19 protein-coding genes and 1 tRNA gene are annotated in these 21,929 nt (G+C 45.2%); 11 read left to right on the forward strand and 9 right to left on the reverse strand.

The features are described 5' to 3' along the window. The first annotated feature begins 10 nt into the window (after positions 1-10). Together MYF79_RS16225 and MYF79_RS16230 are read left to right on the forward strand one after the other, a co-directional pair. Positions 11-1,771 (forward strand): RagB/SusD family nutrient uptake outer membrane protein, encoded by a 1,761-nt coding sequence (locus MYF79_RS16225; protein ID WP_247815012.1) that lies wholly within the window; start codon positions 11-13, stop codon positions 1,769-1,771. 143 nt (positions 1,772-1,914) lie between these two features. After that, positions 1,915-2,832, forward strand: a complete 918-nt coding sequence (locus MYF79_RS16230) for a metallophosphoesterase family protein (protein ID WP_247815013.1) — start codon at positions 1,915-1,917, stop codon at positions 2,830-2,832. 292 nt (positions 2,833-3,124) lie between these two features. Here the strand turns inward: MYF79_RS16230 and MYF79_RS16235 are convergent, their stop codons facing one another. The 3 genes from MYF79_RS16235 to MYF79_RS16245 form a co-directional block, all read right to left on the reverse strand. Continuing rightward, positions 3,125-4,426 carry a Gfo/Idh/MocA family protein gene (locus tag MYF79_RS16235; protein ID WP_199656327.1) on the reverse strand — a complete coding sequence of 434 codons (1,302 nt, stop codon included), beginning with the start codon at positions 4,424-4,426 and terminating at the stop codon, positions 3,125-3,127. A 150-nt stretch (positions 4,427-4,576) separates the two neighbouring features. Further along, positions 4,577-6,076, reverse strand: a complete 1,500-nt coding sequence (locus tag MYF79_RS16240; protein WP_247815014.1) for a sigma 54-interacting transcriptional regulator — start codon at positions 6,074-6,076, stop codon at positions 4,577-4,579. Positions 6,077-6,118: 42 nt separating this feature from the next. Further along, complete coding sequence (locus MYF79_RS16245; protein ID WP_247815015.1) at positions 6,119-7,219, reverse strand: vWA domain-containing protein; 1,101 nt, start codon at positions 7,217-7,219, stop codon at positions 6,119-6,121. Positions 7,220-7,526: 307 nt separating this feature from the next. On the opposite strand from MYF79_RS16245, the gene MYF79_RS16250 reads away from it, so the two are divergent. Together MYF79_RS16250 and MYF79_RS16255 are read left to right on the forward strand one after the other, a co-directional pair. Continuing rightward, positions 7,527-8,378: a sugar phosphate isomerase/epimerase family protein gene (locus MYF79_RS16250; protein ID WP_247815016.1), complete on the forward strand. Its 852-nt coding sequence runs from the start codon at positions 7,527-7,529 to the stop codon at positions 8,376-8,378. Positions 8,379-8,708: 330 nt separating this feature from the next. Then, complete coding sequence (locus MYF79_RS16255) at positions 8,709-9,464, forward strand: DUF2310 family Zn-ribbon-containing protein (protein WP_247815017.1); 756 nt, start codon at positions 8,709-8,711, stop codon at positions 9,462-9,464. A gap of 826 nt (positions 9,465-10,290) precedes the next feature. Here MYF79_RS16255 and MYF79_RS16260 read toward each other — a convergent pair. From MYF79_RS16260 to MYF79_RS16270, 3 genes are all read right to left on the reverse strand, one after another. Then, positions 10,291-13,512: a DUF2723 domain-containing protein gene (locus tag MYF79_RS16260; RefSeq protein WP_247815018.1), complete on the reverse strand. Its 3,222-nt coding sequence runs from the start codon at positions 13,510-13,512 to the stop codon at positions 10,291-10,293. Between the two features lie 187 nt (positions 13,513-13,699). Further along, positions 13,700-14,521 carry an S-adenosyl-l-methionine hydroxide adenosyltransferase family protein gene (locus MYF79_RS16265; RefSeq protein WP_247815019.1) on the reverse strand — a complete coding sequence of 274 codons (822 nt, stop codon included), beginning with the start codon at positions 14,519-14,521 and terminating at the stop codon, positions 13,700-13,702. 267 nt (positions 14,522-14,788) lie between these two features. Next, positions 14,789-15,589, reverse strand: coding sequence for an SDR family oxidoreductase (locus MYF79_RS16270; RefSeq protein WP_247815020.1), 801 nt, complete (start codon positions 15,587-15,589; stop codon positions 14,789-14,791). 157 nt (positions 15,590-15,746) lie between these two features. On the opposite strand from MYF79_RS16270, the gene MYF79_RS16275 reads away from it, so the two are divergent. Next, positions 15,747-15,819: transfer RNA gene (locus tag MYF79_RS16275), tRNA-Lys, on the forward strand. 157 nt (positions 15,820-15,976) lie between these two features. Here the strand turns inward: MYF79_RS16275 and MYF79_RS16280 are convergent. From MYF79_RS16280 to MYF79_RS16290, 3 genes are all read right to left on the reverse strand, one after another. Then, positions 15,977-16,738 (reverse strand): hypothetical protein, encoded by a 762-nt coding sequence (locus tag MYF79_RS16280; protein WP_247815021.1) that lies wholly within the window; start codon positions 16,736-16,738, stop codon positions 15,977-15,979. 81 nt (positions 16,739-16,819) lie between these two features. Continuing rightward, a complete protein-coding gene (locus tag MYF79_RS16285; protein WP_247815022.1) occupies positions 16,820-17,194 on the reverse strand; it encodes a hypothetical protein in 375 nt (124 codons plus the stop codon). A gap of 89 nt (positions 17,195-17,283) precedes the next feature. Then, positions 17,284-18,153 carry a DUF5677 domain-containing protein gene (locus tag MYF79_RS16290; RefSeq protein ID WP_247815023.1) on the reverse strand — a complete coding sequence of 290 codons (870 nt, stop codon included), beginning with the start codon at positions 18,151-18,153 and terminating at the stop codon, positions 17,284-17,286. Positions 18,154-18,261: 108 nt separating this feature from the next. Here MYF79_RS16290 and MYF79_RS16295 point away from each other — a divergent pair, with 108 nt between their 5' ends. From MYF79_RS16295 to MYF79_RS16320, 6 genes are all read left to right on the forward strand, one after another. Then, positions 18,262-18,699 carry a hypothetical protein gene (locus MYF79_RS16295; RefSeq protein ID WP_247815024.1) on the forward strand — a complete coding sequence of 146 codons (438 nt, stop codon included), beginning with the start codon at positions 18,262-18,264 and terminating at the stop codon, positions 18,697-18,699. Beyond that, positions 18,696-19,112: a hypothetical protein gene (locus MYF79_RS16300; RefSeq protein WP_247815025.1), complete on the forward strand. Its 417-nt coding sequence runs from the start codon at positions 18,696-18,698 to the stop codon at positions 19,110-19,112. Before MYF79_RS16295 ends, MYF79_RS16300 begins: the two co-directional genes overlap by 4 nt. A gap of 78 nt (positions 19,113-19,190) precedes the next feature. After that, entirely contained in the window at positions 19,191-19,910 is a 720-nt protein-coding gene (locus tag MYF79_RS16305) for a hypothetical protein (protein WP_247815026.1), read from the forward strand. Between the two features lie 99 nt (positions 19,911-20,009). Continuing rightward, positions 20,010-20,348 carry a helix-turn-helix domain-containing protein gene (locus MYF79_RS16310; RefSeq protein WP_247815027.1) on the forward strand — a complete coding sequence of 113 codons (339 nt, stop codon included), beginning with the start codon at positions 20,010-20,012 and terminating at the stop codon, positions 20,346-20,348. Between the two features lie 435 nt (positions 20,349-20,783). Continuing rightward, positions 20,784-21,146 (forward strand): plasmid mobilization protein, encoded by a 363-nt coding sequence (locus MYF79_RS16315; RefSeq protein WP_247815028.1) that lies wholly within the window; start codon positions 20,784-20,786, stop codon positions 21,144-21,146. After that, positions 21,136-21,909, forward strand: a complete 774-nt coding sequence (locus MYF79_RS16320) for a relaxase/mobilization nuclease domain-containing protein (protein ID WP_247815029.1) — start codon at positions 21,136-21,138, stop codon at positions 21,907-21,909. The genes MYF79_RS16315 and MYF79_RS16320 overlap by 11 nt, the downstream gene beginning before the upstream one ends. Positions 21,910-21,929: the final 20 nt, after the last annotated feature.

Genomic DNA, 21,929 nt, shown 5'->3' on the forward strand with positions numbered 1-21,929 from the left:
GTTTAACGCAATGAAAAGAATATTAGGGTTTGTAGCAGCTGGCCTGATAATATTATCGGGGTGTTCAGATTTTCTTGACAGGGAGCCGCTTTCCCAGATCTCGCCTGTGAACGGCTTCAATTCGGAAAGCGAGTTAAGATTGTATGTGCGTTCTTTCTACGATAAGATGCTGCCCAATGCAGATAATGAAGATAACGGTTTTACCAGCCTGTATACAGAGACGGCCAATAACATAGTTGTGAACAGCTTGTCGCCACAGATAGCAGGCAATCGTACAGTGCCTGTAGCCGGCGGTGGCTGGGACTGGACGGACCTGCGTAACGTGAATTATTTCCTGCAGAACTATATGCGGGGCAATCTTGATACCACTATCACCTATAAGTATGTAGCTGTAGCAAAATTCTTCCGCGCCTATTTCTATTTCAGTATGGTAGCACGCTTTGGCGATGTGCCCTGGTATTCCCGGCCTATTGAAGCCGATGATACCGCCAGTCTGAATAAGAAAAGAGACCCGCGTACACTCGTGATGGATTCTGTGGTGAATGACATTGATTTTGCCATTGCGCATCTGGGTGCTGGAAAAGATGTAGCGGAAGTAACGAAATGGACGGCGCTGGCATTAAAGTCACGCATCTGTTTATTTGAAGGAACTTTCAGGAAATATCATAAGGAGTTTGAATTGAAGGATGCAGACCGCTTCCTGCAAATAGCTGCTGATGCGGCGGGAGAAGTGATCAGGGGAGGGGCTTATGCTATTTATAAAAGTTCCCCCGATAATGCTTACAGGGATCTGTTCTCTTCACTGAGCGTCGTTCCGGAAGAGATCATCCTGGCCAGGCAATACAGCGCCAACCTGCAGATCTTCCATAATGTGAATTATTATACCACTGCGCCCTCTTTCGGTAAACCGGGACTGGAGAAAAGCCTGGTGAACAGTTACCTGATGAAGGATGGTTCCAGGTTTACTGACAGGCCGGGATACGACAAGATGCAGTTCTTCGAAGAGATGCAGAACAGGGACCCACGATTGGGGCAGACGGTGCGTGCGCCGGGATATAAACGTATTGATGGCAATACGGTGCTGCCTCCTTCCTATGCAGGTACTGTAACAGGGTATCAGCTGACTAAGTTTGTCACAGCAGCAGCGAATGATGCATTGGGCAAATCGCCCAATCCGCTGCCAGTGTTCCGGTATGCAGAGGTACTGCTCAACTATGCCGAGGCAAAAGCAGAATTGGGGACCATTACACAGGCAGATCTCGACCAGTCTGTTAAACTTTTAAGAGACAGGGTTGGAATGCCTGCTATGGACCTTGCAGCCGCAAATGCGGCTCCTGATCATTACCTGGCAGGACAGTATACGCAGGTGAGTGGGACGAATAAGGGTATTATACTCGAAATACGCAGGGAAAGGAGGATTGAACTGGTGATGGAAGGATTTATGTGGAATGACCTGATGCGCTGGAAGGAGGGACATCTGCTGGCGATACAGTTTAAGGGCGCTTATTTCCTCGGGGCGGGCAACTATGACCTGGATGGCGACGGCACCCCGGATCTGGCCATCTATACCGGTACTCCGCCTGCGATTCCGAATATCCAGTTGTTGAAACTGGGAACCGATGTGGTGCTGGAGAATGGCGCATCTGGTGGCAATATTATCATCAATGGCGCCATTCCGAAAACCTTCCGTGAAGACAGGGATTACCTGTTTCCGATACCGGCACAGGAGCTCCTGTTAAATCGGGCCTTGCAGCAGAATCCTAACTGGTAAGATATCCCATAGCGTTGCAGAACGAACATATTGTTAAATCTGTTGCAGGCGCTGATATTCGTGTAACAATATTATTATTTTAACCCTTGCTATCCGTACCTGTTCAGGGCACGGATAGCATTTTATTGTCAAAAAGAATGTTTATGCAAAGAAGATCATTGTTCAAAAAGCTCGGCGGATTGTTGTTGGCTCCGGCTATTCCATTTGGCACGATTGCAGCGGCTCCCCGTATCGATAAGCCTGTATTACGGATCGCACATCTGACGGATGTACATCTGTATGACAGGTTGGAGGCCCCTGATCATTTCAGAAAATGCCTGCACCATGTACAATTGCAGGAGCCTAAGGTGGATATGATCCTTAACGGGGGAGATATCGTATTTGATATGAACAAAGAAAATCTGTCCGCTATTGATGCGCAATGGAAACTGCTCCATACTATTATGAAGAGCGAGTGCAGCCTGCCTGTATATTATACACTGGGCAACCATGATATCTGGTGGCATGAGAATAGCAGAGGAGCGGCCGCATATGGTAAGAAATACTCCATGGACCAGCTACAGCTGGCATTGCCCTATTACAGTTTTGTGAAAGCCGGCTGGAAGTTCATTGTGTTGGATAGTGTACACCTGGATATTGATGATACCTGGTATATTGGTAAACTGGGAGAAGAGCAGATGCATTGGCTGGAAAAGGAATTGCAATCGACAGATCCATCAATGCCGGTATGTGTGCTGTCACATATTCCCATCCTGACGGCAACGTTGATGGTGGAAGATAATGTTGTGAACCGCTGGCAGATGCTGGGAGGGGATATGCATACGGATGTAGCGAAGATCGTCCGCCTGTTCTACCAGCACCCCAATGTGAAGTTGTGTTTAAGCGGGCATATTCATCTGAAAGATAAAGTTGTGTACAATAATGTGACCTACCTGTGTAACGGAGCGGTAAGCGGGGCCTGGTGGAATGGCAACAACCGGGAGACAGCGCCGGGCTATGGATTGATAGAATTGTTCGCCAATGGCGATTTTACAGAAAAATACGTTAATTACCAGGTATAGTGAAGAGCCGTTTTATAGGAAGTATACCGGTTATCGTACATAGTCAGGGAGAAGGTTGTTGCGGGAAGTCCATAAAACCGGATGTAGCGGGAAGACATTTTGCGGAGAAATATATCAACCGCTATGTATACAATAAGTCCTGGGAAAAGCCTGTCAACTGACAGGTGTAGTGAAGGCAGGTTTTCGCAGAAGCGTACGTTACGCTATCTGTGAGGGGATGTTTTGCAAGAGAGAAAGTCATATGAAAAAAGGGTGTCCAGTTTTTCTGAACACCCTTTTTCCTGTTTATACATTAAGCTTTCGGGAGCTTGTAACCATTGTGATATTCTGCAGCGAGGAACTTATTGGCGGCTGTATCATCGAATTGTTCTTTGGCGCCATTCCAGTTTAGTTTCCTGCCTGTTTTATAGGCGATATTTCCCAGCTGGGCCACCCTTGCTACATGCGCACCCGCCTGGATAGGGGTGTTAAGGTCTTCCAGTTTACGGGACTTGATCACATCGAGGAAATTGATGGCGTGTTTGTCCAGGCCATTGTCTACGGATTTAGTACGGGGTACTGCTTCCATCTTTCCTTTTTCAGGGATCACCTCCCAGCCACCACGGTCGAGTACCAGTGTACCGTTGTTGCCGATGAAGGCAATGCCATGATCACGGCCATAAGGGCCACCGTCGATGCCGATAGCGTGTTCCCACTGAATATTGAAACCATCGAACTGGTATACCGTCGTGAGTGTATCTGGTGTTTCAGCAGCATCGTCAGGATAAGCGAATTTACCGCCTGCAGCCATAACAGATACAGGGTGCTGCGCTTTCATACCGAGGAGGGCATAGTCCAGCAGGTGAACGCCCCAGTCGGTCATCAGGCCGCCCGCATAATCCCAGTACCAGCGGAAGTTAAAGTGGAAGCGGTTAGGATTGAAAGGTCTCTTTTCAGCAGGGCCGAGCCAGGCTGCGTAGTCTACGCCAGCAGGCGGATTGCCGTCTGGTTGTTTGGGAATGGAATGCATCCAGCCCATATATGCCCAGGCCTTTACCAGGCGCACCTGGCCAAGCTTCCCGGAATGTACGAAAGCTACCGCGTCTTTAAAATGTTGCTGGCTGCGTTGCCACTGGCCTACCTGTACTACCCGTTTGGTGCGTTCCTGGGCGGCTACCATGGCGTTGATCTCGGCAATGGAGTTCCCGATAGGTTTTTCCACGTATACGTCCTTTCCGGCAGATACAGCGTCTGTCATCTGAAGGCAATGCCAGTGGTCCGGCGTACCGATGATGACAGCATCGATCGTTTTATCTTCCAGCAGCTTGCGGTAATCGCTGTAGGTAGCCACTTTCTGACCTTTCTGCGCCAGTTCCCCGGCCCTTTTATCCAGCACGTTCTTATCGACATCACATAAGGCTACGCATTGTGCATAAGGGTTCTTCAGGATGGCGGTGAGGTCTGCCCATCCCATGCCGTTGATACCGATAGCTGCAACATTAATCTTGTCACTGGGGGCAACAGCGCGTAAAGAGGCGGGTAACGCGCTGACCAATCCGGCTCCTGCCATCAATGTGGAGGCAGAGCGGATAAAGTGTCTTCTTGAGTTGTTCATAACTGTGAGTTGATATAGTGTTTTTCAATGAGCGCGGAGCATGAAATGCAAAACGCGGAATACTGAAAGATAGCTACTTCAATTGTAAGATGCAAGCCCCAATTTAAGCAAATATCGTCCGGTATTCCGCGGTGTATTACGGAAGTATGTTTAGAATTCTTCGTTCTCTTCTTCAGTGCTGTTACCGAAGTTCATCATGGTACCCAGCAGATCGCTGAAGCGGGTCTCATTTTCCACTACCTTTTTACTGATCAGGGAGTAGGAGGCCAGGCCATGCAACACAAATTCCATCAGCAGTAATTGTTCCTTGGCATTTGCATGCGGGAATTTGCCCTTTATAAGCTCTTTAAGGCCTTCTACCTTCAGCAGGGAGGTCTCATATTGCTTATCGTTCACATCCTGCAACAGCTGCACCGCATTGCCTTTATCGAACCATTGTATCACCGCCCTGTAAGGATTCTCTCCGGCAGCGCTCTGTTTACGTTTTTTGAAGGAATCAGGGTTAGGGAAGTATTGGGAGAAGACGCTGCGGATAGATTTATCCAACAGGTTAACTGCTACCTGCAGCGGACCTTCCTGTTCACCTTCGTATACCAGTTCGATCTTACCTGTGATGGCGGGAATAATACCCTGCAGGTCAGCTATACGAACGTAGGTGCTCTTTTCCTTGTTAATGATAGCCCTGCGTTCGCCGGCGCTCACTGCATTCTCGTAAGCGGCAATGGTGAGACGGGCGGAAACGCCGCTTTTCTTGTCGACATATTCGCTGTTACGGGCTTCAAAGGCTACCTGTTCGATCAGGCGTTTGATCATATCGCTGATGTGTATATGCTGCTGATCGTCATGCACATTGGCTTCCTGTTCAGTGATAAGCAGGGAGTTTTCTATGCTCTTCGGATAGTGGGTGATGATCTGGCTTTCTATACGGTCTTTCAGCGGCGTAACGATAGAGCCACGGTTGGTATAGTCTTCCGGGTTGGCAGTGAACACAAACAGGATATCCAGCGGCATACGTACTTTGAAACCGCGGATCTGGATATCGCCTTCCTGCAGTATGTTGAAAAGTGATACCTGGATACGGGCCTGCAGATCGGGCAATTCGTTGATCACGAAGATACCCCTGTTGGAACGGGGAATGATACCGAAGTGGATCACTCTTTCGTCTGCATAGTTCAGCTTCATATTCGCCGCTTTGATAGGATCGATATCGCCCACCAGGTCGGCAACGGAAACATCGGGCGTAGCCAGTTTTTCACTATAGCGCTGTTCGCGGGAAACCCAGGAGATCGGCGTAGCGTCGCCCAGCTCAGAGACCATGTCGCGGGCATAGCGTGACAGTGGTTCAAAAGGGCTGTCGTTGACCTCGGAACCTTCTACGATGGGAATGTATTCATCCAGCAGGGAAACCATCTGCCGGGCCATACGTGTCTTAGCCTGCCCGCGGAGACCGAGGAACAGGATATTATGACGGGAGAGCAGGGCTCTTTCTGTATCAGGAATGACGGTATCTTCATAGCCTATGATACCCGGGAATGCATTTTCTTTATTCTGAAGTTTGCGGATCAGGTTTTGTCGGATCTCTTCTTTAACAGATTTGGGTTTATATCCACTCTTCTTTAATTCACCTAACGTACTAATATTAATATTCATGTTGTATTAATGGATTATCGATGATATGATGCTGCGATGCTCTCAGAGCATTTTTCTTTTTCCATTCTCGAAGTCGAAGAACAGGAATTGTCCCAGTTTATCCAGACCGGAGAAGAAGGCTTTCCCGTTGTTGGTTTCTGTAAACTCTGTTACGAATTTTTGCAACCACGGGTCGGTAGCTACCATAAATGTAGTGATTGGAATCTTTAATTTCTTGCACTGAGCAGCGAGATTGAGTGTGCGGTTGAGGATCTTGCGGTCCAGGCCGAAACTGTTCTTATAATACTCTTTCCCGTTCTTGAGGCAGGTGGGCTTACCGTCGGTGATCATAAAGATCTGTTTGTTCGGATTGCGCCTGCGGCGGAGGATATCCATTGCCAGTTCAAGTCCAGCTACGGTATTGGTGTGGAAAGGGCCCACCTGGAGATAGGGAAGATCCTTGATCTCTATCTGCCAGGCATCGTTGCCAAACACAATGATATCGAGCGTGTCTTTCGGATAGCGGGTGGTGATCAGTTCACTGAGCGCCATGGCTACCTTTTTGGCCGGTGTGATACGGTCTTCGCCATAGAGGATCATAGAGTGGGAGATATCGATCATCAGTGCGGTAGACGTCTGTGTTTTGAAGTCTGTTTCCTGGATCTCAAGATCATCCTGCTGTATGGAAAAGCTGTCAATGCCGTGATTGATCTGCGCGTTGCGGATGGAAGCGGTCATATCGATCTGCTCCAGTGCATCGCCGAATTGGAATGGACGGGTGTCTGCGTTCAGCTCGTCTCCCTGGCCTGATTTGCGGGTATTGTGATTACCAACCTGGCTGGATTTTTTAAGTTTACCGAAGATCTCTTCCAGCGCGCGTTTGCGGATGTTCTGTTCGGTCTTGCCGGTTATCTGGATGGTTCCGTTCTCTTCATTTTCGCGGATGTATCCTTTGTCCTTCAGCTCCTGTATAAAATCTCCGATGCCATAATCCTCATTCGTAAGTTGGTACTCTTTGTCCAGTTCGGTCAGCCATTGCAGTGCCTCACTAACATCTCCGCTGGTATACGTCAGCAGTTGCGTGAATACATCCAGTAGCTTCTCAAAGGGCGATTTTCCCTGCTGCTCATCGGGTTCAAATTTGGAAAAATGTATGCCTCTCATAATAATTCTAAAATTAGCGAATTTAGTTGGATGATGTGAGCATATAGTCCACAGACGGCAATCTGAGGGAAATGTAACGAAAAATATCGATAGAATATAAGCTATTATGCATGTGTTATATTTTAATGTGTGTGTGGATGTTGATTTTTGGGCCGTATTGAGTTGTTTTGCAGCGGTTATTTACCGGGAAACTGATCCCTTTACTGGTAGTATAATGACCGGTTAACCATCATAGTTTGTTTTCTTCATGGAAAGCTGTTATTTTTCGCGAAGGTCTTTACTGATTATCAAATTAAAACTATAGCAGATGATTAAAAAATTGAGCAGCGTGCTGTTACTGGCTGGTATGCTGGCTGGTACGACGATGACATCCACGTTAAGTTTTGCGCAGGGGAAAGCAGATAAACTGGGTTGGAAACTGGGTGCACAGGCATATACTTTCAACCGTTTCACCCTGGCACAGGCGCTGGACAAAATGGACAGTGTCGGTGTACAATACGTTGAATGCTACAATGGTCAGACCATTGGCAACGGCATTGAAGGCAAATTTGACTGGAGAATGGATGCTGCAAAGCAGGCACAGGTAAAAGCGCTGCTGAAAGAAAAGAAGAAGAAACTGGTGGCTTATGGTGTGGTATCGCCTGCCAGCGAACAGGAATGGCAGGAGGTATTCCAGTTTGCGAAGGCAATGGGCATCCAGGTGATCACTGCAGAGCCTAAGCGCGAACATTGGGACGCAATTTCCCGTCTCTGTGACAAGTATCAGATCAAAGTAGCCATTCACGATCATCCCAAACCAAGTCATTACTGGCATCCGGACAGCGTACTGGTTGCTATCAAAGGCCGGAGCAAACTATTTGGCGCCTGCGCTGACATTGGTCACTGGGTACGTTCCGGTATGGAGCCCGTGGAGTGTATTAAACAGCTGAAAGGACATGTATTGCATCTGCACTTTAAGGACCTGAACGAGAAATCGCCTGAAGCACACGATGTTATCTGGGGAAATGGCGTCTGCAACATGCCGGCTGTACTGGCAGAGCTGAAAGCGCAGCACTTCAGGGGTATGTTCTCTGTGGAGTACGAATACAACTGGGATAACAGCGTGCCTGACGTGAAAGAGTGTGTGAAGTTCTGGTGGCAGGAAGTAGGTAAATTATAATAGTGTATTATGTTTGATAGGAACTCCCGCGAAAGCGGGAGTTTTTTATTTTTAATATATTCTTATGCTAACCCTTATCAAAGGAGATTTGTTTTAATAAATTTAGAAAGGCGACCCCGTCCTTCTCAAAACAGGGGAGGTGCACATCATGCCATGGCGGTTGACAATGATAATTATGGACGATCTCCCCGCTTAATTACAAACCGGAGTGGATGGATAATTGATATAAGCCCCGAACGATTTTCCGGAATTGAAATATTTTATTATATTTAATGTAATCCCTGTTTCAGGCAGCCTTTCTATTGGCTGTCATTTACTTAATTCTGTCCTATGTTCATCTATCAAATCCTTTTTCAAAAAGCCGAATGGCCGAAGCCGGATATGGAATCATTCCTGCATGACGCCGATTTTTTCGTCAGGTCTTTACGTTCCAATGGCCAGCTGGTATCCCAGAATGACGTTTTTGTGTTCCAGGAAGGCAGGGTTGGGCTGCATGTCCAATGTCTCCGGAAAGACTCCCTGGATGAGCGGTTTAACAGCGATTATGTCAACCAGTGGACTTCCGTTCTCATGGACCGTTATAACGTAAGCATTTCCTATGAATATGTTGGCGAACACCTGGTGGCGGTTCCAACAGCGGATGTCAACTCATCGAGCTCGCTGATATTGTATTGGGGTGGGGCTTCGCCCATCAGATCGGGTGATAACTTCGGGCAAATACCCTTATATCACTTCCCTTATACGAATACACGGCAGCGGAGTTATGAGGATATAAATTCGTGGTCAAGGAGCTATGAGGAGATTGACGGACTCTGGTTCAGAGGGTCAATGGGGGAAAAGAGGTTCAATCACTATCTGTCTGATATTAAGAGCCCGCTCACAAAGCAGGGAAGGAGTATCTGTAACAGGTTGGAAGCGCTGACGGGGAAACCCAGTTATTACTACCTGTTTAACTATGATAGTAAGAAAATGGAGCAAAGCTGTCCCTCCTGTGGCGGACATTGGCAGCTGGAAAGTAAACTGCTGGAGAAGTTTGATCTGAAATGTGATCATTGCAGGCTGGTGTCTGAAAGGGTGAAGGAGTAAGATTATTTGACGGGCAAACGATGTTGTATACCCGATAAAATATTCATGCAGCATTGGCGATTGAAAATTCCGGCAGATCCGCGGATTGGAAACGGGGACAAATCCCCGGGTTCAAGACGGGGTGCAAATCGCGGGTTGAAGAATGGGATACAGATCCGCGGTTGAAAATGGGGGTCAAATTCGCGGTTGAAAATGCGGTACCACAAATTCGTTGGTTGAAATGGGCACAACAAATCCCCCGGGTTTTCAACCCGGGGCTACAAACACGTGACTCCTACGGAGTCGCATCGCAATGCCCCAAATGTATTGTAAGGTTTATTTTTCCCAGTGAGCCAATTGACACCAGGCTCCGTAGGAGTTACGTGTTTGTAGCCCGGGGTGATAACCCCGGGGACAATGACCAGAATGCCCCGTGATAATGATCGGCCCCCGAACAATGAATGGAATCCCCGGTGATCATGATGGGCGCCCGGGGACAATGACCAGAATGCCTCGTGATAATGATCGGCCCCCGAACAATGAATGGAATCCCCGGTGATCATGATGGGCGCACGGACAATGACCAGAATGCCCCGTGATAATGATCGGCCCCCGAACAATGAATGGAATCCCCGGTGATCATGATGGGCGCCCGGGCAATGACCAGAATGCCCCGTGATCGGCCCCGGAATAATGATCAGAATCCCCCGTGATCATTATAGACGCCCAGCGCGGCCATGGAATAATAACCGGCATACCGGGCGTTGAATGGATCATCCATCTATGACAAATAAAAACGGGGCGCTTCACTATGAAGCGCCCCGTTTTTATAAGATATCTATGCTTTTTATCGCGGAGAATCAACTGCCTGACTCTGGGAATCAACCTCAAATTGGTTGTTTTCCAGGCCTTGCTGGCGGCGTTCAGGATGAGTGAAATCTTCCTTCATACGCTGCAGCAGGGAAATAAACTGTTCAGACATGTCCGTATCACGCTTGAGACCATCCTGTTTGGACAGTGGCAGTGAGCGGAAATACTGTATCTGTTGTGTACAATCCTTGATGATCTTCTGGGAGATCTCATCTGCTTTCTTGAAATCGCCTGCCAGGTAGTATGCATATACGGTCTGCATAGAGCTATAGTTATGCATCTGGCCCGGAGTGGTCATTGCGTATGGGAAATTGCTTTCAAACAGGTTCTTGTCAGCCTTGTTAAGAACAGCCAGTGCAGAATCTTTCTTTCCTTCCAGTGCAAGGGCTGTACCCAGTCTGGTGTAGGAGTTCCTGATGTATTGCAGCAATTTACGGTTAGGCTCGTCGAAGTAAGTACCGTTTACATTTGCGCCACCGAAAGCGAACTTGGTCATCAGGTTCTCGTACATGGCCGGAATGTTTACATTCTTCTCTGCACCCATCGGATCATTGCTTTCTTCTTTTCTCATCGGTACCAGGCGGTAGGTCAGACCATCCATGCGGAGGTAGTCATTCAGACCGAGGTCGGTAGGGCTGGTAAAGTAGATCGGACGTTTCCAGTCGTTGGCAGCGATGATATCGTATACTGCCAGGTCGTTTTTCAGCAGGTAAGTTTTATTGATCTGGAAAGGCAGCTGGGGCAGCACTCTGGCGCTGTCATGGATATCGACAGTACCGTTTTTGATCGCTTCAGCTACGTTTACAGGTATAAAGAGCTTTTTAGCCGGGAGGTAGTTGATCTGGGAACCATCTGTAGTAGACAGTTTCGCACGTGGATCATCTGATCCCATAAAGCCCATTACTTCTTTCAGGTTGTAGAATTTATCCTGTGGGAAGTTACCGCCGTCGTAGTATTGGATGTAGTTACGATTTTCACCCTGGTATTTGTCAGGTGTCCAGTTCATTGGAACAGCAGGACTCTCGTTCACCCTATGGCGTTGCTGATCGATATACCAGTCAACACCGAGGAGGCTGAGGTTGATCACACGGACGTCAGGACGGATGCCTTCTACTTCCTGTGCATACCACAGCGGGTAAGTATCGTTATCGCCTACGGTGAAGAGGATGGCTTCTTTAGCGCAGGAGTTCAGATAGTCGGCAGCTACGTCGCGTGCGATAGTTTTGGTAGAACGGTCGTGATCGTCCCATTCCTGGAAGCCCATCAGTACCGGAACAGCCAGCAGGCACACAACAGTTGCCACGGGCGCTGAGATAGCTGATTTGGTTTTAGTTTTCAGGAACTGGTAGATGGACAGTACGCCCAGACCGATCCAGATCGCAAACGCATAGAAGGAACCAACGTATGCGTAGTCACGTTCACGTGGCTGGTTACCGGCCTGGTTGAGGTACAGGACGATAGCGAAACCAGTGAAGAAGAACAGCAGACCTGCTACGAGGGCATCTCTGCGGTGGTTGTTGTAATGATAAATGAATCCGATCAGGCCCAGGATGAAGGGCAGCAGGAACAGCGTGTTATGCGCCTTGTTATTTTTCAGGCTGTCTGGCATTGCAGACTGATCGCCATAAAATATGTTATCGATAAAAGAGATACCAGTGATGAAGTTACCGTCGCGGACGTTACCATAACCTTGTGTATCGTTTTGTCTGCCGGAGAAGTTCCACATAAAATAGCGGAGGTACATGAAGCCTACCTGATATTTTACGAAGAAGCGTACGTTATCGGCAAAGGAAGGTTTTTGTCCATCAGCGAGACCGAGGAAATCGCGATAGTAATCTGCGTGTCCCTGATCGTTGCTGGCATCCCATACACGTGGGAAGAGCATTTTATCTTCCGGAGCGTAAACAGGTACCTGTTTCTTACCTGCGATCAGGTATTTGTCTTTACCACGGGCGTAGATATTGCCTGCATCTTCGTAGCTGGTAGGACGGGCGGTAAATACCTGTCCGTAGATCAGCGGGAAGTCGCCATACTGTTCACGACCCAGGTAACCTACCAGGGATATCGGGTTGTCCACATTGTACATATCCACAGATGGATTAGCGGTAGAGCGTACCATGGTGGTGATGTATGTGGAGTAACCTAATAAGAGGAAGAGGATGGAGTAAATGGTCACCTTAGTAAAGTGGTGGAAGTTACCGGTGTTTACGTTGGTGCCAAATTGCTTCATGAAGTAAGGTATTGCTACGATAGCTGCAGCAACGATGATCTTCAGGATCTTTATTCCTGTACCTGTAGCATCGTTAAAGGAAGGAATCACGATAACGGAGGCTACCAGGATCAGTGGCGCATAGAAGCCGAATTTAGGATTTTTCAGACCATACAGCAGTATAGCAGCCAGTACTATGAAATAGAAGGCGAAACCGGTGTAGAAAGGAAGACCGAGAGAGTTTACAAAGAAAACGTCCATCAGTCCGGAAGCTTTGATCGTATCCTGGATAACGAACTTCTGTACCATACCGGTAAGGGCACAACCGATGATAAACGCCCAGAAAGTACCTACCGGGGTAACTTTGTAGCGTTTAAAGTAGTATACCATTACGATAGCCGGTATCGTCAGGAGGTTCAGGAGGTGGACACCGATAGAGAGACCCATCATAAAGGCGATGAATACGATCCAGCGGTCGGCGTATGCTTCATCTGATTCGTGTTCCCATTTCAAGATAGCCCAGAAAACGATCGCGGTGAAGAGGGAAGACATAGCGTATACCTCACCTTCCACAGCAGAGAACCAGAAAGAGTCGGAGAATGTGTAAGCAAGAGCACCTACAGCGCCTGCACCCATGATAGCGATCATTTGTTCGCGGGAGATAGGCTCTCCGTTTTTCACCATCAGGCGGCGGGCAAAGTGGGTAATGGTCCAGAAGAGGAACAGAATGGTAAAACCACTGGACAGGGCGGACATGAAGTTCACACCCAGGGCTGCCTGTGAAGGGGACAGCGGGATAGTGAACAATCTACCTAACAGCACAAATAAAGGAGCTCCAGGAGGGTGCGGAACCTGTACCTTGTAGGCACTGGAAATGAATTCGCCGCAGTCCCACAGGCTGCCGGTGGCCTCCATAGTCATAATGTAGACAGTGCAGGCAATGATACAGATAACCCAACCTACAATGTTGTTGGTCCTTTTAAAATTCATAAGGATGTTTTAGGTCCGACAAAAATAGAAAAAGTGGCAAATTATGATAATTAGCGATAACAGTTTTAACTTTTTCTTTAATAAGTAAAATTTTTTGTAGATGGAGGGGGAAAATGCGGGTCAGGATAGTAATTGATTAACAGGAATTAGTGAAGAAGCGGGGAAAAGGAGGGAGCTTCGGCTGGTTTTAGCCGAAGATGATGCGAACGGTCTGGTAGAAGGACAGTTTCTGGTATCCGGAGGTTAGCTGATCGCGGGTAAAGCCCTGCAAACCAAAGAGGCCGGCAGCGTTTCCTTTATTGATAGCTATTTCCAGATAGCCGGCGGCGTTGAAGAGGGCCAGTTTATGCCCTTCCGGTACGTCGGCATAGGTTTCACAAAGTTGTGTAATCACCTCGTCACGGCGGAAATAGATGGAGAATGGCCTGTTCTGGCGGTGTTCATCAAACTGCTGACGGGTAATATTCACGACTACGTTTTCGAAGTTGTCGATATGAATGATCTGTCCGTCGATATAATCCTGCCCTGTCATCGGCTGGAGGTTATTCTTGATGATGTATCCGGAGGCTGGTTCGCCCAGTTCGGTCAGCGATTTACCGTTCTGTAATTCCCTGTAGGCTTCAGCAAAGCGTTGGAGAATAGAGAAGGTATCCCTTGGCTGTGTCTTATGTAAAGGGAGCTTAATGACCTTTGCCGGCGTTCCGCCTGCAATCATAGTAATCAGTCCGTTATCGGCACAGGCTATATATTGTCCGTTGTGTTCCGCCAGCAGTACGTGATCTACTTTACGGTCGAAGAGATTAATCAGTACAATATGGAATGTGCGTGGCGGATAATATGAAAAGGAGCTCTTACAAATGTAAGTTGCCTGTGGCAGATTAAACGGAGAAATCTGATGAGTGATGTCCATAACAGGAGCACCAGGACAGTGTTGCCACAGCTGCCCTTTGATGGCGCCTACCAGGTAGTCCTGCAAGCCTATATCTGATGTTAATGTTATTACGGACATGTTTACTAATAAATACCAATTACCCAAAAAGAATGCCATTGGGGCATTGGCGTTGTTTTGTAATGCAAAGAAATATAAAATCTGCATGTAGCTGTGACTAAACAGCCAATTACTTGTTCAGATGTGAATAACTATAAAAGGGCCGGGGTCGGGGCTTTGGGGCGCTTATAAGCAAAAAAAAATAGAATAAAAAGTAAAAGATTTAAGTTAAGCTGTTCTTGCTAATCGCCTTGTAATCAGCCATTGGCGCAGAACAGCTTAACATCATTATTTAAGCGGCGAACCCGGTTCTTTTTTAAAATGATTATATACTATTCCATCGAGCAGTCCGGGAAACAGTTTGCTAAGCAATACTGTTAACTTTCCCTGGCCGGTAAGTACAAGTGTGCGTTTCCGTTTGGCGACCGCTTTCAGCACAGCATCAGCTACTGTTTCAGCGCTCATCAGCTTTGCTTCATCTAATGGTGTTTCTGCCTGGCTGCGTCCTTCTTCGTTTAAGGCTGTATTACGTATGTTGGAACTGGTGAAGCCGGGGCATACCCACATTACGTTGATGCCTGTATGCAGATTTTCGGTACGTAGTGATTCCAGGAAGCCCTGCATAGCGAACTTAGATGAGGAGTATCCGGTACGGCCGGGCAAGCCTCTGTAACCTGCTATAGAAGATACACCTACAACTGTCCCTTTGTTCGCCAATATAGAAGGTAATGCATATTTTGTACAATAAACGGTCCCCCAGAAGTTAATGTCCATCACCTGTTTCAGGACATTGAGGTCTACATCGCGGAATAAGGCACGCATAGAGATCCCTGCATTATTGATGAGGATATCTATTTTACCCAAACGGGCGATGACCTGTTCAACGAAGTTTTTACAGTCTTCTTCCTTACTTACATCGGCAGCATAGGTATAGAGATTGCCGGAAGCCAGTTCTTTTTCGAGCGTCTGCAGTGTTTCGGGCTTTCTGCCACAAACGGCTACTTTGGCGCCTTCACGGAGAAATGCTATTGTCAGCGCTTTGCCTATTCCGGAAGTGCCTCCGGTGATAACTACGACCTTATCTTGCATTATGATTTTTTTTCAAATGCAAAAATAGGGCTAATTGGGATATGATGTTTTATTTTGTCTGTGGCGGGTTTTGTGAAATTGTTTGAAAAAAAGTTGTCAAAAAGTTGGAATGAATAAAATATTTTATACCTTTGCAATCCCAATCACAAAAAGGGATGATTCCGTAGCTCAGTTGGTAGAGCAATACACTTTTAATGTATGGGTCCTGGGTTCGAGTCCCAGCGGGATCACAGACAATTTTCAAAACCTGCGCTAGTCGCAGGTTTTTCTTTTTTAGTTGACTGTTTAGTCGAGTTCCGATTGTATAACCCCGATTTCTTTCCTGTACTTTATACAGGTTAATCAGCTTTTACTAAGATAAGAAATATTCGTTTCGTTTTTTCTTGATTAAGGCTTGATGATTATTTGAACTTCAAATTCTGGTTCCTGTTTATTTAGATCATTTTCTAATCCCTTGGGGTTGGTTATTCTTTCATCGGGGTCGTAAGTAAAACAAATTAATTTTTTGCAGTCTGGGTGAGCTTTGTATCTTTCCTTGTCCTCTATTAGTTGTTTCCCGAGTTCTTTGTCACCAAGACCTTTTCTCGTTTTTTTTACTTCAATTACTATCTTTTCCTCTTTTAAAAGAAAGTCCATTCTTGAGGAACCACCGGCATAACTTGGGGTCCATTCTTCATTTCTGATATCTGAAAAGTGTAACCTCAAAAGAGCATGTAGCAAATCTTGTACGTCGTATTCATCGTCGATATCGATCGTAGCTCTGTTATTGTATCTATTTCTTAGTTGCTTGACTACTAAATGAAATTTGTTGAAGAGATTGGCTAATTCCACTTCTTTGTTCCTATTAATATTGATCTGCTTAGGGCTTATTCTTAAACACGATTTTAAAGCTGAAAGAACAATATTTCTTTCTTCTTCAAAAGTATCTGCAAGATTTCCATCTAGTTTTTTTCTGTTAAAGTGTGCGAATACTCCCCATGGGGAACTATCCTTTCCGTAATTATTCGCTAGAAAATCTTCAACAGTGGCAATCCACGTTTGCATTTCAATGCTTGGTCTGCTATATGTACCATGCTCAACACGATAACAGTTGTTTTGAAAAGTATAACTATGGCCTTCTTTGATTAGGTCATTGATTTTTTCCGTCATAATTATTTAGAAAATTGTGTCTAATGTTTACTTTGTATGTTAAGTGACTTTTGACTGACCTTAATACTCCCAAGCTTTTCTCTACATATCAAGGAACCCGTCTGGCATGACGCTTTGTATCAATCGGGATAACTCATTTTCTCTTTTAGTCCAGTATTTGGTTTCAAGATTAATTGATATTGCATTAAATCGAAAAATATCACCATTCGGATTAGGGTAAGAATCCCCCATTAAATCACCAAATTCACCAGATTCACCAGATTGAGTATAGGTTATCAACGAAGCTGTTTCAGACACATTCGCTGTTTCCTCCTGAAAGCTGATCTTTTCGCGCATTGTTAATTCTATCAGATATTCACCTTTCGGTAAGTTTTTTATTCTTACAAACTTGTTGTTTATGCCTAAAATAGTTGTGTTTTTCCAATTATTGAGGGCATCTTTTAATTCTTGTTTCATAGAGTAACTTTTAATGAAGATAAGTCAAAAAAAAGGATGATTTTCATTTCTGAAATTGTCAATATACCGATCTTGAAGTTTAGGCATACCTATTCGAATCCAGTTCTATACGTGGCTCTAATTTCCTGCGAAGGAGGCTCAAGGTTCAAATGATAAAACGTTATCAATTCGGGCCAGTCCAAATCCTTATAAACTTTTTCTAAAGAGTCTAATACTTCACTAACAACATTGGGCAACTTTAATGTCGGAGAAAATGCCTTTGTTTGCTTGATGAATAGATAACTAGAGTAAAAAAAAGTGAAAGTAAAATAATGTTTGTAATCATGCTGATACGAGAAATTGGGCCTTAAAGTTTCATTTTCCATATCTATTTCTCCCCATCCTGTTGATAATAAAGTGAAAATATCGAAATGAACCGCTTTGGAAGTTGCGTGATATAAAAATCGATATAGGTCAGCTAATCCTGTTAACTCTGCCATTTGGAATACTGTGGGCAACTTGGCTTCCTGCAAGACAAGTCCTGAATTTCTATAGACGGCTAAAATGTTCTCAAAACTAGTATTATAAATTAGTGGAGGAATAATTTGTTTGGGGTTGTATTTGTCGAAGAAATCTTTTTGTGCCTTCGATGATTTTTTCATTTCATCGAATCTTTTTTTAGCCAAAATATAGTTTTGAACTTCTATACTTTGATCCATGATATAAGATAAAGTTATTAGGTCTTCACATATCCCCCTTAACATAGGTAACTGAAAAAAAGCGTGCTGCAAATCTCTCAATTGGCACAGATAAATCATGAAGTCGTATGTTTTTACATATGCACTTTTTATTAGCTCGCTTAAGTTTATATCCGTAGGCTTCATTGGTGTACCTTGACGAATTATATTTATTTGAGATTCGAATGCTTTGTAAATTTTTTCTGTCTCCTTGACAAAATTTGGTCTACTATCTTCTAGCATCTTCTTGTTAGTTGGGGATTAATTAATTATTTTCACTATAAGTAATTGCAGTGATAAATTACTGAATTTATTTATAGGAAAGTTTTTTTATCAAACAAAATTTAGTTGATGTCCCCAACAATACAGGTTGCAATAATTTCCGCTGCGGGTAGTTTAATTGCCGTGGCTATTACTTTTATTTTGAACAAACGCGCTGAAAGGAGAGATTCTCTGCACTTGCGGATATTGAATCATTACAAAGAGCTATTATCTGCTATTTCGGACTTAGCAGTTGATGATGTAGACAAAGAAGAAGCTAACAAACAATTTGCAAAGGCAGTTAATACAATAGCCCTTGTAGCTCCTCAGTATGTCATAGACGCCCTAATGGAATATCATAAAGAAATTGCGCCTTCCAATCAAAATAGAACATTGGCCAATCATGATAACAAATTACGGATATTGGTTTTAGCAATCAGAAGAAATCTAGGACTGCCATTTAAAGATAATCCTGACACATTTAATTTTCATTTAATTGGGTCAAAGTCGCCTAAATATATTCCATGATCTACCAAAATATTATCTCCGCACTTGGGCTGATTGGTCTGGGCGCTATACTTAAAAGCATTATTGATTCTCTTTTAAAGGCAAAAGAGCTTCAGCGACAAAAGCAAAATGACTTTAAAGAGGTTCGATATAAAGCTGTTATTCTTCTAATGCACGGCATGTTAGATTTTGAGAAAAGCCGACCTGAATTTGAAAAACACGGTAGGCAATTCAATACTATTACAGACTTGCTTGAAGAGATTAAAATCGAAAGAAATAATATGATTTTATATGCTTCGGATAAAGTGATCCTTGCAATAACCGAGTTTATTAACCAATCAACGGAAGAGAATTATTTTAGGGTAGCATTTGCAATGAGAAAAGACTTGTACGGATTGAATACAAGGTTATTGCCAAGTGACTTAAATATGTAAGCCTGTTCTTATTCTTATCATGTATTTCCTTGTCATAAATATTTGTATATTTATATAAGTATATAAAATGATTGTGATATGAAGAGTTTGAAATTGAAGCAGTTGAAATCATTTTTCACCTTTGACCTCCCCGTGAATTATAGTTACATTTATTCCCGCTTTTGCAAAACGCATAAGGGACAGCGTGACATTTACGCTAGTTGGCCCGCAGAAGCAACACGCCGCCAGTTGATTAATGAGTATTGGAATAATGCACTTTGGCATTATTTGCTTTTGGTTGTTGTAGCCGCTGTTATTGTTTGGTTTTACAATGGCCAATTGAATGGTATGTATATGCTTGTCGGCGTGACGTTGGGGATAGCGGCGTATCTGCCATTGTATTTCATTCTTTATCGGCCCATCTTTACCGGTGATTTTTTGCCAAAACTGGAAACGGTGATAGCAGCGTATGAAGGCCGTGAACGTGCATGGCTGGAAAAGTGTAAACAAGACCAGTTAACAAACCGTGCTTTGGTACTTTTTTTCTACGCATTTGACAAAGCGAGCAAAGCCAACTACCTAACCCCCAGTGATAAATGTGCAGACCTGTTGCACAAAATTTTTGGGTCCAGCCCTGATGGAATCAAAAAAGCACTTGACCTGATCTTTAAGAAGGATAAAAGAGCCAAATTGGAACATCGCCATCTTGTAGAAGTGGGCAAAAGTTTTGAAGAAGCCTATGTTATTTTAGAAGCAATGCAGTTTGATGAGGGTATCCAACGGCTAAAGCAGTTGGAGCAACAATTTCAAAGGCCGTAATATCATAAGGCCAAACCTTTCCTTTTTCCGCGAGACAAGTATACTTAGCCTGTTTTCTTCTTCCTGAGCAACCATATTTGCCGTCTAAATCGGTATAATATGGAAAAGAGAGAAAGAAATGTGCAGACAGCAGCGCCAATGTTGTTTCCGATTGAACCGGAGCAGTTTTGGCAGATATTGCGTGTATTGGTGCGTGAAGAAGTCAGCCAACTGGACAGGCAGCCGGTACGATCCCCCGCGTATGATACCCCCGGCCTCACCTATAAGCCCCTCTTTAAAATTGGAGAGGTCTGTCAGCTATTTCAGGTTACAAAGCCTACTATTTATGATTGGATTAAACATGGCAAGCTAAAGCCTTACAAAATCCGGTCAAGGGTCTATTTTCTTTGGAATGACATACAGCAATTATTGCAGCCCGGACAGCAACCAAAACAATGACAGGGAGCGTTGCTGCCGTCGCGGAGATTGGGCAGGGCCGCTCCACGCAGGCCTTAGTCCGCGAAGATCGAACGGGCCACCTTTGGCACCCGTTCACGGAGAATGTACAGGCGGCGTTGCCACCTGCACGCGGAGATCGGGCAGGCTGCTCCACGCAGGCCCTCCCGCGAAGATTGAACAGGCCGCCTTCAGGCATCCTGTTCGCGGACTCGAACGGATCTTCGCTCCGTTAGCAAGCGGTGTTTTTGCTGCGCAAAAACCGCTTGCCCCTCGCTCCCGATGGTCGCAAGGGGGAGGTGCGGAGATCTTAGCGTAGAATGACGGGCAGCTACGCTACCCGTCTGCGGAGAAAGTCCAGGCAGCGTTGCCACCTGGACGAGAAGATCGGGCAGGGCAGCAAAGCTGCCAGCCCTCAATGATTAAAACGTAGGAGATATGGAACAGACGCAGGAAAAGAAGAAGGGTAAAGGCGGCAGGCCGCCTAAAGCAATAAGGAAGGAAATCTGCACAGGCGTGCGGTTTACCAAGACAGAATACTTTATTGTGAGAGAAAAGGCCATCAAAGCAGGGCTGCGCTACACTGTGTACGTCCGTCAAATGGCATTGTTCGGCGGCGTTATAGCCCGTTTAAGTAACGATGAACGGACATATATCAAACAATTGATCGGTATGGCAAATAATATCAACCAGGTGTCAAAACAGGCACATAAAGAGGGTATGTTGAATGCGATGCTACTTTTTGAAAGCTACCGTAAACAGATTGACCGTCTTTTAAACCGGTTAAGACGTGATAAGTAAAGTAATAACCGGTAAAACCTTTTATGGCTGCTGCCGCTACGTTTGTGCAGATGAACAGCGGGCGGAAATACTGGAAGCAGAAGGGGTAAGAGATTACAGCTACAGGCATATGGGTAATGATTTTGAAATGAGCAGACAGCAGTTACCAGATAAGCGAAAGGCTGTTTTTCATGGCATTCTTAGCTTTTATCCTGGAGAACAGTTAACTAATGAAGTGTTGACGCAGATAGGACGGGAATACCTCGAAAAGCTAGGCATAACTAACACCCAATATGTGATAACAAAGCATACGGATACCAATCATTTGCACATGCATATCATCGCTAATTTGGTTAACAACCAGGGAAGGGCAATCCGTGATAACTGGATAGGGTTACGCGGGAAAAAGGCCGCGCAACAGCTTACGCAAAAATATCAGCTTATTCCAGCCATCGAAAAGAAAATAACTCTTACCAATCTGGAAGCCCTTAATTATGAAGAAACGGTCCGTTATGAAATTTTCCAGGCGATAGAAACAGTATTGTCCCACTGTAAAACCTTACTGGCGCTGGAAAAGGAACTGATTAAAAAAGGGATAGAAGTACAGTATAAGTACAAAGGGAATACCCAACAATTACAGGGCATTAGTTTCAAAAAAGGTTCGTATGCTTTTAAAGGCAGCAACATTGACCGCAAATACTCTTTAGCAGGCTTACAAAAGGCAATGCAGCAGGATATAACGAAGGCGTATAGACAATCAAACAGGGGCGGATTACGCCTGTAACAGTAAACTTATTTAAGAAC

It is taken from the genome of Chitinophaga filiformis, assembly GCF_023100805.1.
GTDB classification, from domain to species: Bacteria; Bacteroidota; Bacteroidia; order Chitinophagales; family Chitinophagaceae; genus Chitinophaga; species Chitinophaga filiformis_B.

Coding starts and splice junctions, on each gene's coding strand:
- MYF79_RS16225 (WP_247815012.1), top strand. CDS start 11: ATGAAAAGAATATTAGGGTTTGTAGCAGCTGGCCTGATAATATTATCG.
- MYF79_RS16230 (WP_247815013.1), top strand. CDS start 1,915: ATGCAAAGAAGATCATTGTTCAAAAAGCTCGGCGGATTGTTGTTGGCT.
- MYF79_RS16235 (WP_199656327.1), bottom strand. CDS start 4,426: ATGAACAACTCAAGAAGACACTTTATCCGCTCTGCCTCCACATTGATG.
- MYF79_RS16240 (WP_247815014.1), bottom strand. CDS start 6,076: ATGAATATTAATATTAGTACGTTAGGTGAATTAAAGAAGAGTGGATAT.
- MYF79_RS16245 (WP_247815015.1), bottom strand. CDS start 7,219: ATGAGAGGCATACATTTTTCCAAATTTGAACCCGATGAGCAGCAGGGA.
- MYF79_RS16250 (WP_247815016.1), top strand. CDS start 7,527: ATGATTAAAAAATTGAGCAGCGTGCTGTTACTGGCTGGTATGCTGGCT.
- MYF79_RS16255 (WP_247815017.1), top strand. CDS start 8,709: ATGTTCATCTATCAAATCCTTTTTCAAAAAGCCGAATGGCCGAAGCCG.
- MYF79_RS16260 (WP_247815018.1), bottom strand. CDS start 13,512: ATGAATTTTAAAAGGACCAACAACATTGTAGGTTGGGTTATCTGTATC.
- MYF79_RS16265 (WP_247815019.1), bottom strand. CDS start 14,521: ATGTCCGTAATAACATTAACATCAGATATAGGCTTGCAGGACTACCTG.
- MYF79_RS16270 (WP_247815020.1), bottom strand. CDS start 15,589: ATGCAAGATAAGGTCGTAGTTATCACCGGAGGCACTTCCGGAATAGGC.
- MYF79_RS16280 (WP_247815021.1), bottom strand. CDS start 16,738: ATGACGGAAAAAATCAATGACCTAATCAAAGAAGGCCATAGTTATACT.
- MYF79_RS16285 (WP_247815022.1), bottom strand. CDS start 17,194: ATGAAACAAGAATTAAAAGATGCCCTCAATAATTGGAAAAACACAACT.
- MYF79_RS16290 (WP_247815023.1), bottom strand. CDS start 18,153: ATGCTAGAAGATAGTAGACCAAATTTTGTCAAGGAGACAGAAAAAATT.
- MYF79_RS16295 (WP_247815024.1), top strand. CDS start 18,262: ATGTCCCCAACAATACAGGTTGCAATAATTTCCGCTGCGGGTAGTTTA.
- MYF79_RS16300 (WP_247815025.1), top strand. CDS start 18,696: ATGATCTACCAAAATATTATCTCCGCACTTGGGCTGATTGGTCTGGGC.
- MYF79_RS16305 (WP_247815026.1), top strand. CDS start 19,191: ATGAAGAGTTTGAAATTGAAGCAGTTGAAATCATTTTTCACCTTTGAC.
- MYF79_RS16310 (WP_247815027.1), top strand. CDS start 20,010: ATGGAAAAGAGAGAAAGAAATGTGCAGACAGCAGCGCCAATGTTGTTT.
- MYF79_RS16315 (WP_247815028.1), top strand. CDS start 20,784: ATGGAACAGACGCAGGAAAAGAAGAAGGGTAAAGGCGGCAGGCCGCCT.